Raw genomic sequence first — 17,733 nt, 5'->3', positions numbered from 1 at the left:
GTGTCTTTACATCGCACCGCACTCCTGACACAGTATTCAGAAAGTAGTTGCAACAGGTTCTGATCTGGCGGGAGTGTGCCGATGTTCGAGTGGTCCGACGAAGACTTGATGGTGCGAGATGCCTTGCGCGCGTTCATCGACAAGGAGATTCGCCCGCACATCGACGACCTCGAGACCGGTGTGCTCCCGCCGTACGACATCACCCGCAAACTGCTGTCGACCTTCGGTGTCGACGCGATGGCGAAGGATGCGCTGGAGAAGGAACTCGCCGCCGAGGCCGAGGGCAAGAATTCGTCGGGCGGCGGTGGCGGCGGCAATATGAACAGCTCGATGTTCATGATCCTCAACATCGAGCTCGCCGGTGTCTGCCTCGGACTGGTCGGCTCGATGGGGGTCAGCATGGGCTTGACCGCGTCGGCCATCCGCGGCAAGGGCACCCTCGCGCAGAAGAAGCGCTGGCTGCCCGAACTGGTCACCATGGAGAAGGTCGGGGCGTGGGCGATCACCGAACCAGATTCGGGGTCCGATGCGCTCGGCGGCATGAAGACCACCGTCCGCCGCGACGGCGACGACTACGTCCTCAACGGCCAGAAGACCTTCATCACCAACGGCCCCTACGCCGACACCCTCGTCGTGTTCGCCAAGCTCGACGACGGCTCCGGCACCCCGATGCGGGACCGCAAGGTGCTGACCTTTGTGCTCGACAAGGGCATGGAGGGCCTCACGCAGGGCAAGCCGTTCAAGAAGATGGGCATGGTCAGTTCGCCCACCGGTGAACTCTTCTTCGACAACGTGCGGCTCGGCAAAGATCGACTGCTCGGCGAGACCGAGGACACCGGCTCCAACGCGCGGGGAGACGACGGCGTCAAGGCCGGTTTCACCGCGGAACGAGTCGGCATCGCGGCGCTGTCGCTCGGCATCATCAACGAATGTCAGCGGCTGTCCATCGATTACGCCAAGACCCGCAAGCTGTGGGGTCAGGAGATCGCCCAGTTCCAGCTCATCCAGCTCAAGCTGGCCGAGATGGAGATTGCGCGGATCAACGTCCAGAACATGCTGTTCAACGCGATCGAACGAGGGAAGGCGGGCAAGCCGCTGACCCTGGCCGAGGCGTCGGCGATGAAGCTCTATTCGTCGAAGGCGGCCACCGACGTCGCGATGGAGGCGGTGCAGCTGTTCGGCGGCAACGGCTACATGGCCGAGTACCGCGTGGAACAGCTTGCGCGCGACGCCAAGTCATTGATGATCTACGCGGGCAGCAACGAGATCCAGGTGACGCACGTGGCGAAGGGTTTGCTCCGCGGGTAGCGGGGCTTGCGGGGTGTCAGGCGGAGCCGGTCAGCACCAGACCGATGAGCGTGAGGTTGAGGATCACGATCAGCACCGCCGACACCCCGGCCGCGACGCGTAGCGGCCAGCGGTCGACGAACTCGCCCATCAACTCCCGGTCACCGGTGAGGCGTCCCAGCGGGATCAGTGCGAACGGGATGCCGAAGCTCAGTACGACCTGACTGACGACCAGCGCCCACGTCGGGTCGACCCCGATAGCCAACACGATGAGCGCGGGGATCACCGTGACCACGCGACGGACGAACAGCGGGATCCGCTTGTGCAGCAGGCCGCCCATGATCGCGGCGCCGGCCGTCGAACCGACCGAGGTGGCGGCCAGGCCGCTGGCCAGCAGTCCGATCGCGAAGATCGTGGCCATGCCGTGGCCGAGGGCGTTACTGACGGCGTCGTAGGCGCCCTCGATGGTGTCGGTGCCCTCGATGCCGAGCAGGTTGGTGGCCGCCAACAGTAGAAGGGCGATGTTCACCGTGCCGGCGATGATCAGCGCGATGACCACGTCCCAGCGGGTGATGCGGATCAGCCGACGTTTGCGCACCGAGGTCTTGCTGACCCCGAAACGGTCGATGACCAGGGCGGAGTGGACGTAGATCGCGTGGGGCATCACCGTGGCGCCCAGCATGCTCGCGGCGAGCAGCACCGTCTCCGGCCCCTGCAGGCGCGGGATCAGGCCGCCGAGCACCTCACCCGCGGGTGGCGGATTGACGAAGAGTCCGGCGACGAAGCCGATGACGATGATCGCCAGCAATCCGAGGATCACGCGTTCGAAGACCCGCTGCTGCTGCGGATTCTGCAGCAACAACAGCAACATCGACACGACACCGACGATCACGCCGCCGACCACGAGGGGCAGGCCGAACAGCAGTTGCAGGGCGATGGCGCCGCCGAGAACCTCGGCGAGATCGGTGGCGATGGCAACGATCTCGGCCTGCAGCCAGAACGCGCGTCGGGACCGGGTGCCCAGGCGCCGTCCGAGCAGCGTGGGCAGGCTCGTGCCGGTGACGATGCCCAATTTGGCCGACTGGTACTGGATCAGCATGGCGATGAGATTGGCCAGCACCAACACCCAGACCAGCAGGAATCCGTAGCGGGCGCCGGCGGTGATGTTGGCGGCGACGTTGCCCGGATCGACGTAGGCGATGGCGGCGACGAAGGCCGGACCGAGGAACGCGATGTTGCGTAGCCATACCCGGGGGCCGCGCGCCCCTGCGCTGTTGGCCTCAGTGGCGTCGTCCACCGAAACCGGTTCGCGGTTGTCGACCGTACTCACTCCCTTAATTTCGCACAGCTGCACTCAAGTTTCAACACGATCGAAGAGAAAAGTTCGGTTAGCCGAAAAACTCGTCGTGGGGAAGGAGGCGCCAGATGCGATCGCGGGACATCGGCAACTCGTCTGGGCGCACTCCGATCGCTCGGCGGATCGCGTTCGCCAGCGCGGGGGCAACAGGGTTGTACGGTGATTCGCTCATCGACTTCGCGCCGAATGGGCCGAGGTCGTCGGAGGTGTCGGCGAAGTAGACCTCGGTGGTCGGGATGTCGGCCATCTGCGGCACCCGATAGGTGCGGAACACCGGGGTCTGTGGCACGCCGTTGTCCAGCATGACTTCTTCGTAGAGCGACGACCCGATGGCCTGCGCGACGCCGCCCTCCACTTGTCCTAGGCACTGTTGCGGGTTGATCACCGTGCCAGCGTCGGCGGAGTGCACCGACTGCAGGATGCGCACGGCTCCGGTGTCGGTGTTGACCGCGACCCGGAAGGCGTGGACGTTGAACGCGATCGAGCGGAGGTCGCCGTTCTCTTCGCCGTCGGCGACGACGCGGCCATCGGTACCCGCTGTGGCGGTCAACTCGCCGAAACTCACGAGCCGCTCGCCGACGAACGCGCCGTCGGGGCCGAGGATGACGAGATCGGGTGCGGCGCCGGTGATGGTGGCCGCCGCGTCGATGAGCTTCTCGCGCAATGAGGTACACGCGGCATGCAGCGCCTTGCCCGCGACGGTGATGCCCGCCGACGCGAAGGCGCCGGTGTCGTAGTCGGCGGCGTCGGTGTCGCCGTGGTGCAGACGTATTCGCTCGGGCGTGGTATCCAGCGTGGTCGCGGCGATCTGGGTGTGCACGGTGGTGGTGCCGTTGCCGAACTCGGCGGTGCCCACGCCGACGTCGTAGATGCCATCGGCGCCGACCGAGACCCGGGCCCGGGAGATGTGGCCGCGTGGCGCCATGGTGGCGATCGCGGCGAGTGCCATACCCTCGCCGACGCGCCACTGCGGACCCTGGGGTGGTTCGATTCCGCTGCCGCGTAGCAGGGCTCGCTGGGCAAGGTCGAGACACTTGTCGAGTCCGTAGCTGCCGTACACCATGTCGGCCTCGGGTTCGGGATGCGCGATGAGCAGTGGGTCGCCGTCGGCGACCGCGTTGATGCGCCGCAGTTGGAACGGGTCGAGGTCGAGTTCGACGGCGAGTTCGTCGAGGGCGCTCTCGATCGCGAAGATCACCTGGCCGAGGCCGTAGCCGCGGAAGGCACCCGACGGCGGGTTGTTGGTGTAGACGACCTCGGCGTCGACGTGCTTGACCGGGCAGTTGTAGACCGAGACCGATTCGGCGCAGCCGTGGAACAGCACGCCGATCGCGTGGTTGCCGTAGGCGCCGGTGTCGGAGAGGACGTCGATCTTCAGGGCGGTGAGACGGCCGCAGGTGTCGGCGCCGAGGTCGACGGCGACCCGGAACGGGTGCCGGTAGGTGGTGCGGGTCATCTCCTCGGTGCGGCTCATCTCGTACGCGCAGGGTTTTCCGGTGCGCAGGACGGCAAGGGCCACCAGGTCTTCGGTCAGCAACTCCTGCTTGCCGCCGAAGCCGCCGCCGACCCGGGCGGTCAGCACCCGGATCTGCTCCGCGGGCAGGTCGAGGATGTGAGCGAGTTCGTCGCGCACCAGGAACGGCACCTGGGTGCTGGAGCGGATCACCAGGCGTCCGTCGTCGTCCAGCCAGCCGAGGGCGCCGTGGGTTTCCAACTGGGCGTGGGCGACTCGCGACGTGCGCCAGGCGCCGGAGATGGTGACCGGCGAATCGGCCAGTGCCGCTTCGATATCACCGCCCAAGCCCTCGTGGAACGCGACGACTGTGTTGCGGTCGGCATGCGCCACCCGATCGGCGGGGGTGCGGTCGGGATGCAGTCGCGGTGCTCCGGCGCTGCGTGCCTCCTCGGGGTCGAAGACCGCGGGTAGCGGTTCGTAGGTGACCTCGATCAGCCGGCAGGCATCCTCGGCGGCAGCGGCGGTGGTGGCCACGACCGCGGCGACGCGTTGGCCGACGAAGCGGACAACGTCGTCGAGGATGCGCGTATCGTCCGGATCGTCTTCTCGGTGTTCGTGACGCGCGGTGGAAAACCTTGTGGCGGGTACATTCTCGTGGGTGAGGATCAGTTCGACACCGTCGACTCGCGCCGCGGCGGTGGTGTCGATGGCGAGGATGCGGGCGTGTGGGTGTGGCGAACCGAGGACGCGCAGGTAGCGCAGGTCGGTGATGGAGGTGTCGAACGTGTAGGGCTCGGTGCCGGTCACGACTCGACGTGCGGCCGGGGGAGTGACGGCGCGGCCGACGGAGTTGCTGTCGGCGCAGAACTGGTTGCTGTCGGCGCACGAGTGGTTGCTGTGGGCGGAAAGTTGGTTGCTGTCGGCGGGCGGGGTTACGCCCTGGGTGATGGCGTCCCGGATCGCGCGATAGCCGGTGCAGCGGCAGAGATTTCCCTTCATCGTGCGGGGGAGGTCGTCGAGGTCGTCGGGGGTCAGCGTGGAGGCGGTGACGATCATGCCGGCGGTGCAGAAGCCGCACTGGAAGCCGAAGTTGTCGACGAAGGCCTGCTGCATCGGGTGCAGATCGTCGGGGGTGCCGAGGCCGGCGACTGTCGTGACGTCGTGTCCGTTGATGCGCTGCGCGGGAAAGATGCAGGAGTGCACCGGGGTGCCGTCGACGAGGACCGAACACGCGCCGCAATCGCCGGCGTCGCAGCCCTTCTTGACCTCGAAATGCGCGGCGTCGCGCAGGAAGGTGCGCAGGCACTGTCCGGGGCGCGGTGTCTCCGAGTGGGATTCGCCGTTGATGGTGTACTTCATGGTGACCCGCCGTCGGCGAGTTCGATGCGAATCTCCTCGGCGAGGGTTGCCGACACGGCGCGCCGCCAATCCGCGGCGCCGAGGGGGTCGGTGTAGTAGCCATCGGCGGCCAGCACATCGGCACGCAGGGTCTGGGGTTCCGGACAAGCGCTGTACCGCAGCATGATTGGTCGTGCCGTGGCCGCGGTGATCCCGAAGACAGCACTGCCGTCGTCGTCGATGCGGCCGGTGATCACCGCGCCCGAGCGGCCGAGTTCGGCGAGCGCGATCTTGCGAAAACCCGTGCGCGCCCGCATCATGTGCCCGGGAATATCGACCGCACGGAGGATCTCACCCTGTCGCAGGGTGTTGGTTCCGTTGCCGGTGATCAACTCGGGCACCGGGATTCGTCGTTCACCGCCGTCCGGTGTCCAGATCAGCGCCACCCCGTCGAGGCCGGCGGTCAGCGACACCATCGACGCCGCGGCGAACGACCGGCAGATGTTGCCGCCCACCGTGGCGACATTCCAGATCTTGAACGACGCCAGTAAGGCGTTCGCGCACTGCGCGAACAGGGGACGCGCCCGCCACGCCGGATGCGCCGGTAGTCGGGTGATCTCGACGATCGGGCAGGTCGCCGCTATGCGCAGGCCGTCGCCGGGAAGTTCTTCGGTCGCAGGCCACTCCATGGTGGTGAGGTCGACGAGACCGGTGGTGGCGACCTGGGGTTCGGAGAACATCCAGGTGCCGCCCGCGACGAACCGTTCGCCGGGTGCGAGGGCGAGGTCGTCGCGAGTATGGGCGTAGCGGTAGCCGGTGACGGTGTTGAGGTCCATCAGCCGGCTTTCGCCAGGAGTCGACGATGCTCGTGGGCCACATCGGCGGCCACCCGCTCGGCGTCGACGGTCAGCATGGTGCCGTCGGCGACGATGCGGCGGCCGTTCACCCAGGTGCCGGCGATCGGCGGGATCGCACCCAGAACGAGGGCGGCGACCGGATCGTCGATCCCGCTGTGCGCCACCGTCGAGAGATCCCACAGCACCAGATCGGCGAGTTTGCCGACCTCGATCGACCCGGTGTCGTGGTGGCGCCCCAGCACCCGGGCGCCACCGATCGTCGCCAATTCCATTGCGGTGCGGGTGGTCAGGGCGGTCGGCCCGTCCTTGGCGCGAGCCATCAGCACCGCCTGATGCGCCTCCTCGAGCAGCCGACATGACTCGCTGGATGCCGCACCGTCGACGCCCAGGCCGACCGGCACGCCCGCGTCGACGAGGTCGCGGGTGCGGCAGATCCGGTTGCCCAACCGGGCATTCGAGGTGGGGCAGTGTGCGACCCCGGTGGCGGTGGCGGCCAGGCGGCCGATCTCGGCGTCGTCGAACTCGATGCCATGCGCGAACCACACGTCGTCACCGACCCAGCCGACCGACTCCATGTATTGCAATGGGGTGCAACCGAAGTGCTCGTCGCAGTAGGTGTTCTCGTCGAGCGACTCGGCCAGATGGGTGTGCATCCGTACGCCGAGTTCGCGTGCCAGTAGCGCGGATTCGCGCAGCAGGTCGGTGGTCACCGAGAACGGGGAACAGGGGGCCAGCGCGATCCGGAGCATCGACTCGGCACTCGGATCGTGCCAGCGCGCGACCGCATTGCTACTGGCGGCGAGGATCTCGTCGAGGGTCTGCACCACCGAATCCGGTGGCAGCCCACCGTCTTTCTCCGACAGATCCATCGATCCACGGGTCGGATGGAACCGCAGGCCGACGGTGGCGGCGGCGTCGATCTCCGCGCCGAGCAGGTCACCGCCCCGCGGCGGGAAGACGTAGTGATGATCGGTGGTGGTGGTGCATCCGGACAGGGCGAGCTGGGTGAGTCCGCCGAGCGCTGCCGTCCGCACCGCGTCCTCGTCGATCCCTGCCCAGATGGGATAGAGCGTCGTCAGCCACTGGAACAAGGTGTGGTCGGCGGCCAGGCCGCGGGTGATCCACTGATAGAGGTGGTGATGGGTGTTGATCAGGCCGGGGGTGAGCACGCATCCGGTGCCGTCGGCGCGGAGTGTGTCGTCGGGCAACCGGTCCGGGGTGTCGCCGACCGAGACGATACGGGTCCCGTCGATCACCACCGATGCGTGCGACAATTCGCGGCGCTCGGCGTCAACCGTGATGACCTGAGTGTTCTCGATCAACGTCATGGGGGACACCGGAATCACGCTACGACGAACCAGCCGTCACCGCATGTCCGGCGGCTGTTATGCGACGATCGACACCGCGGTCCCGTCGCCGGCCCAGTCGTAGAGCCGGGCCATCGCGGGTCTGGGGACGTGGATGCAGCCGCGGGATCCGTCGAGCTTGTAGCGTGTCATGTCGCCATACGAGAACTTCTGCCATGACGAATCGTGGAAGCCGATGTCGCCGAACAGTCGCACCCAGTAGTGCACGAACACCCGGTAGCCAGGGCCGCTGAGATAGCGGTTGGGTTCGTGATCGGCGACGTGGAAGTTGCCGACCGGAGTTCCCGCACCCAAGCTCGAACTGCCGGTCGTCACGGGTGAATCCGACAGTTGTTTGCGTCCGTCACAGAGCCACATGTGCTGGTCGGAGATGCTGACCTTGACCAGTTTCCCGGCGCGGTTGCTGCCACAGGCCGGGGGCGGCGGTGGCGTCGGGGCAGTGGTCGTCGGGGCGGCGACGGGACGGGCCGCCACCGGATTCGGTTCGGCAGTACCGAGGATCAACTGCCCGACGACGAGCACGCTCACGACGAGAACGGTGACGGTCAGGACCGAAAGCCAGATGCGGTCCCAGTCGGCGACATGCTTGCTTCCGGACCAGACCACGAGCCCGATTATGCACGTGCGAACGCCATGGGTCGAAACGGTCGCCCTCCGCGACCGCTCGTCCTCGGCATCAGCCGTGGCTGTGGGCGTGTTCGGACGTCAGACCCTCCTGGTGCACATGGGTGTGCGTGTGCTCGACACCGTCGTGGATGTGGGTGTGCTCATGTGTGACGTGGGTGTGGGCATGGGTGGTGTGCGCGTGGGTATGCGTCGTGCCGTCGTGGGTGTGCTCGTGCGTATGCACTCCGATACTGTTATCTGCATTCATACGTAGATACGTTAGCTCAACCGGACGCGACGGTCCAGAGGTGTGCCGCCTCGCCGAGGAGATCAGCTCAGTGCGTCTCCCAGGTCGTCGGCCCGGCCGAGCATCTCGGCTCCGTCGCGGGCATCCACGACTCCCGCGCAGTGATCGGCGTAATCGTCCATTGCACAACCTGTTTGGGTCCAGTAGCGGGACGGCTCCGGAGTCACCCAGGCGATTCGATGTGCGCGACGCGACACCTCGGCGAACAGATCGACGCGGGGATCGAATCCGTTGCTGCGGGCATCGCCGACGACGAGAACGGAGGTGCGGCGGGTGATCAGGTCGCCGTACTGGTCCAGCAGCTCGTTCCACATGGTGCCGTAGTCGCTGGTCGCGGCGAGGTCGAGTCCGTCGGCGGCCAGCACCGCGGCCAGCGCGGCATCGGCGTGGGCCGCGCGCAGCGCCGCGGTGACCAGGACGGGACGGTCGACAAAGGCGACGACCTCGCATCGGTCGCCCATCCGATGCAGCGTTTGCGCCAGTCGGAGGATGAAGCCGGTGACCGGCCGCACCGACAGCGACACGTCGACCAGGATGAGCAGCCGGACCGGTCCCGGGGAGCGACGCCGACGCCAGAGTTCCAGCGGCACACCGTCGGTGGTCACCGACGCGCGCATGGTCCGTCGGATGTCCAGACCACCGCGGTCACCGCGCCGCACGACCCGTCGCGGCGCGCCACGCATACGCTGCACCAGCCGATGGCAGGCGCGATCGATCTCCGCCTGATCGGTGTTCTGCGACGGCGCCTCGCCGGGATCCGTGATCACCGCCAGTTCGCCATCGAGTCGCTCCGCGAGTGCGTCGATGAACGCTGCAAGTGCGCGCTCGAGTTCGGCTCGGCGATGGTCGTCGAGGCCTTCGGCGCCGTCGGTACCGTACGCGCGGCGGGCGTCGTAGGCGTCGAGGGCGCGCAGGATGGCCGCGGCTCCGGTGAGCCCGAGCGGGGTGCCGCGCACCCGGGTGGCGGACCCGACCAGCTCGCCGACCGAACCGGAGTCCGCCTCGTCGAGCTCCACGGTGTAGGTGATGCCGCCGGCGACCGACTCGCTGTCCGGATCGACGCCGAGCTGTTCGGCACCGGAGGACACGGTGAAGTCGTTCTCCTCGCGATGGGCGCTCTCGGCGTTGCGTTCGGTCGCGTCGGGGTCGTCGACCATCAGCTCGCCGATCTCGTCGGTGTGCTCGTCGGCGCCGATTCGCCGTGCGGCACCTTCGAATTCGTCCTCCCAGACCACGTCCTCGGGCAGGTCTGCGGCGGCGCCTCGGGGGCGCGGCAATGACTCGTCCGCGGCGACGTGTTCGGTGCCGCGGAAGAACACGTCAAACGCGCGGTCGAAGCCCGCCGACTCGTGCGTGTACTTCACGCACACACTGCACAGCGCGGCACGCAGGACGCCCAGATCGGCGGCACCGACGATGGCGAGCGTGCGCCGGATCTCGATGACCTCGGCCGGCGAGGCCGCCACCGAGCAGCGGCGCAGTATCTGGCCGAAGAGCACCGCGAGCAGATCGAGCACCCGGGTGCGGTCCGCGGACACTGCAGGCTCGTCGATGATCGTCACCGCCGTCACCGCCGCTGCGAACTACGGGCCCGTCCGGCGCCGAACGCGGTCGCGGTCACGGTGCCTCGCGGCGTCGACCCGTCGGTACCGATCTCCCCGGCGCGCGGATCGCGGGCGACTGGAGCTTCCAGGGCCCGTCGGGCAACCTCGAGGTCGGTGCCGAACTTGACCAGCAACGCCAGCAGCGCCCGATCGACCGCTGAGCGGTCCGCGGCGCCGGTGGACGTCGTGCCCTCGAGGAACGACGCGGCACGGGCGGCGTCGATGACCTCGGCGATCGACGGACTCTTGCGCAATGGCAGTTCGCGCAGATCCCGGGCGAGCTCGACGACCCGACCGATGATCGCCTCCTCGACCTCCGGTGCCCGCACCGCGACGATGCGGCGTTCGCGATCCACCGACGGATAGTCGACCTGGAAATGCAGGCAGCGACGCTTGAGGGCGGGGGAGAGTTCGCGAGTGTCGTTGGAGGTCAAGATGACCCACGGTGCCGAGCGGGCCGTGAAGGTGCCGAGTTCGGGTACGGTGACCTGCCGTTCGGCGAGCACCTCGAGCATCACCGCCTCCATCGCCTCGTCGGTCCGGTCGATCTCGTCGACCAGCAGGACGGTCGGGACGGTCGACATGATCGCCGCGAGCAGCGGTCGCGGAACCAGGAAGTCCTCGGTGTAGACCCCGACGTCGGTGCGCGCCAACGCCGCCGACGCCGAGGACAAGCTGGACTCGGCGGCCAGCTCGCTGCTGATGCGGTCCCGCAACATCTGCACATGCAGCAGTTGCCGCGCGTAATCCCATTCGTAGAGGGCCCGCGCCTCGTCGAGCCCCTCGTAGCACTGCAGCCGAATCAACTCACGCCCGGATGCCGCCGCCAACGCCTTGGCCAATTCGGTCTTGCCGACCCCGGCCGGCCCCTCGAGTAACAGCGGTCGGTCCAGCAAGGTGGCCAGATGCACGACGACGGCCAGATCGTCGTCGATGAGGTAGCCCTGCGCACTGAGCGCGGCCGTGAGATCGTCGACCGTATCGAAGGTGGTCAGTGGCTCGGACAGGGCGGGCATGACGGACATTTCTCCTCAATTCGTCTCTCGGACAACAGGTGTGGATGTGTGACTGGGGATAGGGCACGGCCCGGGTGAGGTGGTGCACCACCTCACCCGGGCCGCTCGACGGCAGTGCCCACCACCGACGTTCAGGGGACGCTACTGGGTCAGTAGCTTCCGGTCATCGCATGCGTCACCATCGGGATCAGCGATTCGACGGTGCATTCGCGCGGGTTGCCCGGCGTGCACCAGTCATCCATCATGTGCTCGGAGATCGCGCGGATCTGCTTGTCCGAGGTGTCCATGGTCTCGCCGCGGCCCTCGTACTTGCCGGTGTTCATCCGGTTCTTGTCGTAGCTCGTGACGCTGACCTGCCCGAAGTTGTCCGGGATGCCGAGGTCCTTGGACAGCCGGATGGCTTCCTCGACCGCGGCGTCGGCCGCCTGCACGGTGGTCATCTTGGACGTGTCGACACCCAGTAGTCGGGCGATGTCGGCGTAGCGCTCGTACCGCGAGGGCAGGTTGTACTCCCACACGCGCGGCAGGGCGATCGCGTTGTTGAGGCCGTGGTGGCTGTCGTAGAAGGCGCTCACCGCGTGCGACAGTGAGTGGATCAGGCCCAGGCCGCCGGAGTTGAACGCCTGTGCCGCAATGTATTGCGCGTGCATCATGCCGGTGCGGGCCTCGAGGTTGCGGGGCTCGTACACGGCGGTGCGCAGGTGATCGCGGATGAGCTCGATCGAGTACTTGGCGTTGCCCAGCGACGGCGCGAAGTCCAGCCGCGACACGTACGGTTCACTCGCGTGCGCCAGGACGTCGAAGCCGCAGAACGCGGTGAAGTGCTCGGGGCAGCTGTAGTACAGCAGCGGGTCGTCCATCGCCAGGTCGACGAGGCAGGTGTCGTCGAAGGCCACCCACTTGTGCGGCTTGTTCATGTCCGAGGTGTCGGTGATGACGTAGGCCCACGAGGTCTCCGAGCCGGTGCCGGCCGTCGTCGACACCGCGATGTGCTTGGGGTTCTCCTTGTTGGTGGCCTTGGAGAAGCCCTCGAACTCGTTGATGTTTCGGCCGTCGTGCGCGATCACCATACGGGCGCCCTTGGCGGCGTCGTGGCTCGAGCCGCCGCCGACGGAGATGATGCCGTCGCACTTCTCGGACTGGTACAGCGCGGCGGCGTCCATGCAGTTGTAGTCCTTGGGGTTGGACTCCACCTTGTCGTAGAGGACGACGTCGACACCCTGGTATTCGATCTTGCCCTTGAGTTCCTCGATGATGCCCGAGCCGCGCAGGCCGGTGGTCATGAGCAGGACGCGGGTCATGCCGAGATTCTTGGCCTCGACGCCGAGCATGTCGTGGGCGCCGACACCGATCTTGGCGTTGGGGAACGGGTGGAAGTCCTTGATCGGGAAGTCCCAGATCTGGTTGAGCTCGATGGCCATGTGGTCAAACTCCCTTGCGAGGTGAATTGATCGTGATGCCCCTCAACCATGTTGGACAGATCACACTCCACACAAGATTACCTGTTCACATACACATATGTTCAGGCTTAGGGGTGAGTGGACTACCTGTCGTTTCGGACAGGTGGGCAGGCGCGGTCGGGGGTGTCGCCGTCCACCTGGGCGAGTACGGCCTCCGCGAGTTTGATGTGGGCGGCGTCGACCAGTTGACCATCGACGCTGGTGGCGCCGAACCCGCGCGCCTCGGCGTCGCGGTATGCCTCGATATTGCGACGGGCCCGATCGATCTCTTCGGGGGTCGGGGAGTACACCGAGTTGGCCAGATCGATCTGTGTGGGGTGGATGGCCCACTTGCCGTCGAATCCGAGAGCGGCGGCGTTCCGGGCGGCCTCTAAGTAGCCGTCGCGGTCGGCGAAGTCGGGGTACGGTGCGTCGATTGCCAGCACCCCGGCGACCCGTGCGGCGGTCAGGACGGTCATGCGTGCGTAGTGCCAGAAGTCTCCCGGATAGAAGTCGCGGGGAGTGAAGTTGGTGTCGACGCGGGCATGCTGGGAGACGCTCAGGTCACCGGCGCCGAAGATCAGTGCATCCAATCGGGGGCTGGCGGTGGCGATCTCTTCGGCGTGGGCGACACCGGCGACGTCCTCGATGAGCACTTCGAGTCGGATCTGCCGGGTGAGGCCGATCGATTTCTCGAGTTGCCCGAGCAGTACGTCGACCCACCAGACGTCGCGGGCTGCGGTGACCTTCGGGATGATGATCGTGTCGAGTGTGTCTCGTGCGCCGGTGACCACTTCGATGATGTCGCCGTAGGCCCAGTGGGTGTCGATGCCGTTGATGCGGACGGCTCTCGCGGTTGTGCCCCAGTCGAAGTCGGTGAGTGCGGTGACCGCGGTCGTGCGAGCGGCTTCGCGGTGGGCCGGGGCGACGGCGTCTTCGAGGTCGAGGAAGACCAGGTCGGCGTCGGATGCCGCAGCCTTGGCGAACATGTGCTCGTTGGTGGCCGGGGTGGCGAGCTCGGATCGACGACGGATCGGTGTGCGTGGGGTGATCACTTGTGCTCCTGTGGATGTGGGGTGTCAGATGACCCGGTTGGCGCGCAGTTCGGCGATGCGGGCCGGGGCGAGGTCGAGGACCTCGCCGAGGATTTCGTCGGTGTGCTGCCCGAGTGTCGGGCCGAGGGCGTCGACGATTCCGGTGTGCTGTGAGAAGCGGGGGACCGGCGCCTGGACGAGCATGCTCTGCAGTTCGTCGTCGTCGATGCGAACGAACACGCCGCGTGCGGCCATCTGCTCGTCATCGATCAGGTCGCTGACGTCGTACACCGGGGCGGCGGCGATCTCTCCGAGTTCGAAGACGCGCATCGCCTCGGCGAGTGTCTGCTGCGAGACCCAGTCGGCGACGATCGAGTCGACCTCGCGGGCTCGTCCGAGTCGGCGTTGTGCATCGGCGAAGTCGGGATCGGTGGCCAGGTCGTCGCGTCCGATCGCGCGGAACACGCGCTGCGCAATGCTCGGCGCGCTGGCCGACAACGCGAGCCATCGATCGTCCTTGGTCCGATAGGTGTTGCGCGGGGCGGAGATATCCCATCGGTTGCCGGAGCGGTGCGGAATGGTCCCGGTCTGGTCGTAGGTCAGCAGCGACTGCTCGAGAAGCCGCGCCAAGGGGTCCACGAGATTGATGTCGATGAGCTGACCGCCACCGCCGTGCACGTCGCGGTGGTAGAGGGCCATCATGATCGCGTACGCGGCGTTGAGTGACGCGACACCGTCGGCCAGCATGAAGGGCGGCAGCGTCGGTGGCCTGTCTGCTTCGCCGGTGAGATGGGCGAAACCGCTCATCGCCTCGCCGAGGGTGCCGAATCCGGGTCGATCGCTCTTGGGGCCGCTCAATCCGTATCCGGTGACGTGCAGCATCACCAGTTGCGGATGGTCGGCGGCCAGACTCGCGTAGTCCAGGCCCCAGGTGCGCAGCGTCTGCGGACGGGTGTTGGCGATGACGACGTCGCAGCGGGCGGCGAGGTCGCGTACCAGCTGCTGTCCGTCGGTGGTGCGTAGATCGACGGTGACCGAACGCTTGTTGCGGCCCAGGCTTTTCCACATCAATCCGACTCCGTCGCGCTGGACACCCCACCCGCGGATGGCATCACCACCCTGGGGTTGCTCCACCTTGATCACGTCCGCGCCGAACTCGCCGAGGTAGGTCGCGGCCAGGGGAGCCGCGGCCAGCGTCGCCATGTCCAGGACGCGGACGCCGCTGAGCATGGTGCTGCGGGGCGGGGAGTCGTGGTCGGTCGCGTCAGACACCGACCACCTCGCCGCGTTCGGCGAAGACGTTTGCCGGTCGCGCGAGGCCGAGATTCTCGCGCAGGGTGGCGCCGGTGTACTCGGTGCGCATGAGTCCTCGGCTCTGCAGCTCGGGTACGACGAGGCGGGTGAAGTCCTCGAATGCGCCGGGGAAATGTGTTGCGGCAACGACGAATCCGTCACACGAGCGGGACTGGAACCAGTCGTCCATCTGGTCGGCGATCTGGCGTCCGGTACCCACGAATCGGGGTCCCTGCAGCAGGGTGGCGCGATGATTGGCCAGCACACGCAGGGTCAGCGGCTGATCGCCGATGTGGCGTTTGACTCCCTGGACGAGACCGCGGATGCCGGAGATCGAGTCGACCAACTCGTCGGTCACGACATCGTCGAGGGTGTAGCCGGAGAAGTCGTGGTTGGTGACTTCCGAGAGCAGCGCCAGAGACGCGTTGGGATGCACCAGTTCGTTGAGGAAGACCGACTCCTTCTCCCGGGCGATAGCCTCGGTCTCGCCGACGATGACGTAGACCATCGGCAGGATCTTGACCTGGTCGCCATCGCGACCGGCCGCCCGGATGATCTCCTTCTGCTGCGCGTAGTGTTCGGCCGCCACGGCCTGGCTCGGGTCGCCGGTGAAGATGAGATCGGCCCATTTCCCGGCAAAGTCGCGCCCTCGGCCGGACTGGCCGGCCTGGATGATCACCGGCCGCCCCTGCGGGGTGCGGGGCACGGTCAAGGGTCCACGCACCGAGAAGAACTCGCCGCGATGATTGAGTTCATGCACCTTGTCGGGTTCGGCGAAGACCCCCGACTCCCGATCGGCGACGATGGCGTCGTCCTCCCACGAGTCCCAGAGGTGCTCGACGACCTCGATGAACTCTTCGGCGCGGTCGTAGCGCCGATCGTGTTCGGTGTGTTGATCGACGCCGAAGTTGCGTGCCTCGGCGTCGTTGACCGAGGTGACGACGTTCCACGCGGCGCGTCCGCCGCTGAGGTGATCGAGGGTGGCGAAGGTGCGCGCCACGTGGAACGGTTCGTAATAGGTGGTCGAATAGGTCGCACCCAGTCCGAGATGCTCGGTGGCGGCGGCTGCAGCGCCCAGGATCGCGGTCAGGTCGAGTTTGATGGGCCGGGCGCCGTAGCGCACCGCCTCGTCGGCCGAATCGCCGTAGATGGCCGGCATGGCGAGTCGATCGTCGAAGAACATCAGGTCGAAGCGGCCCTCCTCGAGAACCCGCGCAATCCGTTGGTAGTAGCGAAGATCGAGGTAGTCGGAGGTATTGCTCGGGTAGCGCCAGGACCCCGAGTACACGGACACATTGGACGCCTGCATGAAAGCCACCAGGGTCAGTTGATCAGTTCGTCGAGCGTCGGACATGAAGGTCTCCGATTCATCAATATATCAGTTGGTAATTGATATATTTAGTCGAGAATCGATGGTGAGTCAAGATCTGGCGGCCGCTAGGATGCACTGAAAGTGTTGTGGCACAGCGATCACCGGATGGAGGGCGAGGATGCGCGAGGTAACAGGTGGCTGAGGTCGATCACGGACCGTGGTTGGTGGGCGAAGTGGTCGACGAACACGCGGGCCGCCGGACCGAACGGGAGCGGGTCGGTGACGTGTTGAGGGAACGGATTCTGGCCGGCGAGTTGGCCGCGGGGGTGCGGATCGACCTCGACGAATGCGCGCGCGAATTCGGGACCAGTCGTACACCGGTCCGCGAGGCGTGCCTGACGCTCGCGCAGGACGGGCTGGTCCGGGTGGCGCAGCGCAGTGGGGTCACGGTTATCGGTGTGTCTGCCGAGTCGACCATCGAGAACTTCACGTTGATGGCCGCGTTGTCCGGAGTCGCCGCGCAGTGGGCTGCGGCGCGGATCGAGCCGCGACAGCTGTTGCGAGTGCGTGAGCTGCATCGCGAGATCCGGATCGCCACGGAGGTCGGCGACGATATCGCCACACTCAACTGGCAGTTCCATCGCGAGATCAACAAGGCCGCAGGCTCACCTCGCCTTGAGGGCATGCTCGCGGACGCGGGCCGGATGATTCCGCGTCGCTTCTTCGATCTGTTCCCCGAGCAGGTGCCGTGCTCCCTTGATGAGCACGACGAACTCGTGACGGCATTGGCCCACGGGGATGGCGCGACCGCCCGTCAGGTCAGTGAGGGTCACTTCGACGCCGCGGCGCAGTTGCTGGTGAAGCACCTACGTGACCGGGAGCTGACCGAGAACTGAAGCAGCGCTGCCTCATTCGATGCATGAGGACTCGGTCAGGGCGTGCCAGGAACGTGCGTGGTAGACGAGCGGGCGTCGGTCGTCTACCACGCCGCTCGGCGCGGACGACATGTCGAGCGCCCGCACCACCAGCACCGTCGCCGCGCCGGCCTGGGCGCGCGCGGTCACAGCGCCGCGGATCCACGTACGCGTTCGGTGAAAATACGGCTCCCCACCCGGCAGTCGGGACCAGAGCGACGTGTCGGCGAACCGATCGATACCGCTGGTCGCCGCCAGCTTCGCGACGTCGAGGTCGGTGTCGTCGAGCAGATGGACGACGACCGTCTGCGCCGCTCGCAGCGTCGGTGCGCTCGACGACTGATCCGATACCGAGAACATCATCACCGGGGGGTCGACCGAGGTCGACGACACCGACGTGACCGTCATCGCGACCGGACCGCTGCCCGCGTCGGCCGTCACGACGGCCACCCCGCCGGGATGGCCGCGGAATGCGGACATGAACTGCTCGGGTGCTGCCGGGTCTGCGGAATGCGTTGTGCGACTGGGGTGATCTGACATTCCGAT

Annotated in this window: 15 protein-coding genes; 2 read left to right on the top strand and 13 right to left on the bottom strand. The window is 66.8% G+C overall.

The window, feature by feature from the left end; genetic code table 11:
* The first annotated feature begins 81 nt into the window (after positions 1-81).
* On the top strand, positions 82-1,308 hold the full coding sequence (locus tag AAFP30_RS19735; RefSeq protein WP_419231700.1) for an acyl-CoA dehydrogenase family protein: 1,227 nt from the start codon (positions 82-84) through the stop codon (positions 1,306-1,308).
* Positions 1,309-1,324: 16 nt separating this feature from the next.
* Here AAFP30_RS19735 and AAFP30_RS19730 read toward each other — a convergent pair whose 3' ends face one another.
* The 12 genes from AAFP30_RS19730 to AAFP30_RS19675 all read right to left on the bottom strand — a co-directional run bounded on the left by AAFP30_RS19730 (position 1,325) and on the right by AAFP30_RS19675 (position 16,315).
* The gene (locus tag AAFP30_RS19730) at positions 1,325-2,617 is read right to left on the bottom strand and encodes an Nramp family divalent metal transporter (RefSeq protein ID WP_419231699.1); all 1,293 of its coding nucleotides are present in this window, start codon (positions 2,615-2,617) and stop codon (positions 1,325-1,327) included.
* Between the two features lie 58 nt (positions 2,618-2,675).
* Entirely contained in the window at positions 2,676-5,459 is a 2,784-nt protein-coding gene (locus AAFP30_RS19725; protein WP_419231698.1) for a molybdopterin-dependent oxidoreductase, read from the bottom strand.
* Positions 5,456-6,274 (bottom strand): FAD binding domain-containing protein, encoded by an 819-nt coding sequence (locus tag AAFP30_RS19720; RefSeq protein ID WP_419231697.1) that lies wholly within the window; start codon positions 6,272-6,274, stop codon positions 5,456-5,458. The genes AAFP30_RS19725 and AAFP30_RS19720 overlap by 4 nt, the downstream gene beginning before the upstream one ends.
* Entirely contained in the window at positions 6,274-7,623 is a 1,350-nt protein-coding gene (locus tag AAFP30_RS19715; protein ID WP_419231696.1) for an 8-oxoguanine deaminase, read from the bottom strand. The genes AAFP30_RS19720 and AAFP30_RS19715 overlap by 1 nt, the downstream gene beginning before the upstream one ends.
* A 57-nt stretch (positions 7,624-7,680) precedes the next feature.
* Positions 7,681-8,268 (bottom strand): L,D-transpeptidase, encoded by a 588-nt coding sequence (locus AAFP30_RS19710; protein ID WP_419231695.1) that lies wholly within the window; start codon positions 8,266-8,268, stop codon positions 7,681-7,683.
* 70 nt (positions 8,269-8,338) lie between these two features.
* Positions 8,339-8,536 (bottom strand): zinc transporter Slc39a7, encoded by a 198-nt coding sequence (locus tag AAFP30_RS19705; RefSeq protein ID WP_419231694.1) that lies wholly within the window; start codon positions 8,534-8,536, stop codon positions 8,339-8,341.
* A gap of 62 nt (positions 8,537-8,598) precedes the next feature.
* Positions 8,599-10,137, bottom strand: coding sequence for a MadC family VWA domain-containing protein (madC, locus tag AAFP30_RS19700; RefSeq protein WP_419231693.1), 1,539 nt, complete (start codon positions 10,135-10,137; stop codon positions 8,599-8,601).
* Between the two features lie 5 nt (positions 10,138-10,142).
* Positions 10,143-11,204, bottom strand: a complete 1,062-nt coding sequence (locus AAFP30_RS19695) for a MadB family AAA-type ATPase (protein WP_419231692.1) — start codon at positions 11,202-11,204, stop codon at positions 10,143-10,145.
* A gap of 140 nt (positions 11,205-11,344) precedes the next feature.
* Complete coding sequence (mdo, locus tag AAFP30_RS19690) at positions 11,345-12,616, bottom strand: NDMA-dependent methanol dehydrogenase (protein ID WP_419231691.1); 1,272 nt, start codon at positions 12,614-12,616, stop codon at positions 11,345-11,347.
* 122 nt (positions 12,617-12,738) lie between these two features.
* Positions 12,739-13,689 (bottom strand): HpcH/HpaI aldolase/citrate lyase family protein, encoded by a 951-nt coding sequence (locus tag AAFP30_RS19685; RefSeq protein ID WP_419231690.1) that lies wholly within the window; start codon positions 13,687-13,689, stop codon positions 12,739-12,741.
* 24 nt (positions 13,690-13,713) lie between these two features.
* Positions 13,714-14,898, bottom strand: a complete 1,185-nt coding sequence (locus tag AAFP30_RS19680) for a CaiB/BaiF CoA transferase family protein (RefSeq protein ID WP_419231743.1) — start codon at positions 14,896-14,898, stop codon at positions 13,714-13,716.
* A gap of 34 nt (positions 14,899-14,932) precedes the next feature.
* On the bottom strand, positions 14,933-16,315 hold the full coding sequence (locus AAFP30_RS19675; RefSeq protein ID WP_419231689.1) for an LLM class flavin-dependent oxidoreductase: 1,383 nt from the start codon (positions 16,313-16,315) through the stop codon (positions 14,933-14,935).
* Between the two features lie 152 nt (positions 16,316-16,467).
* Between AAFP30_RS19675 and AAFP30_RS19670 the strand changes: the two genes are divergently transcribed.
* Complete coding sequence (locus AAFP30_RS19670; protein ID WP_419231688.1) at positions 16,468-17,169, top strand: GntR family transcriptional regulator; 702 nt, start codon at positions 16,468-16,470, stop codon at positions 17,167-17,169.
* Between the two features lie 12 nt (positions 17,170-17,181).
* On the opposite strand, the gene AAFP30_RS19665 is transcribed toward AAFP30_RS19670, so the two are convergent.
* The gene (locus tag AAFP30_RS19665) at positions 17,182-17,727 is read right to left on the bottom strand and encodes a flavin reductase family protein (protein WP_419231687.1); all 546 of its coding nucleotides are present in this window, start codon (positions 17,725-17,727) and stop codon (positions 17,182-17,184) included.
* Positions 17,728-17,733 lie beyond the last annotated feature (6 nt).

This window comes from Gordonia sp. CPCC 205515, assembly GCF_048537925.1.
Lineage (GTDB): Bacteria > Actinomycetota > Actinomycetes > Mycobacteriales > Mycobacteriaceae > Gordonia.
Note: the sequence above shows the minus strand (reverse complement) of the source record. Positions and strands in the feature narration are given on the sequence as shown.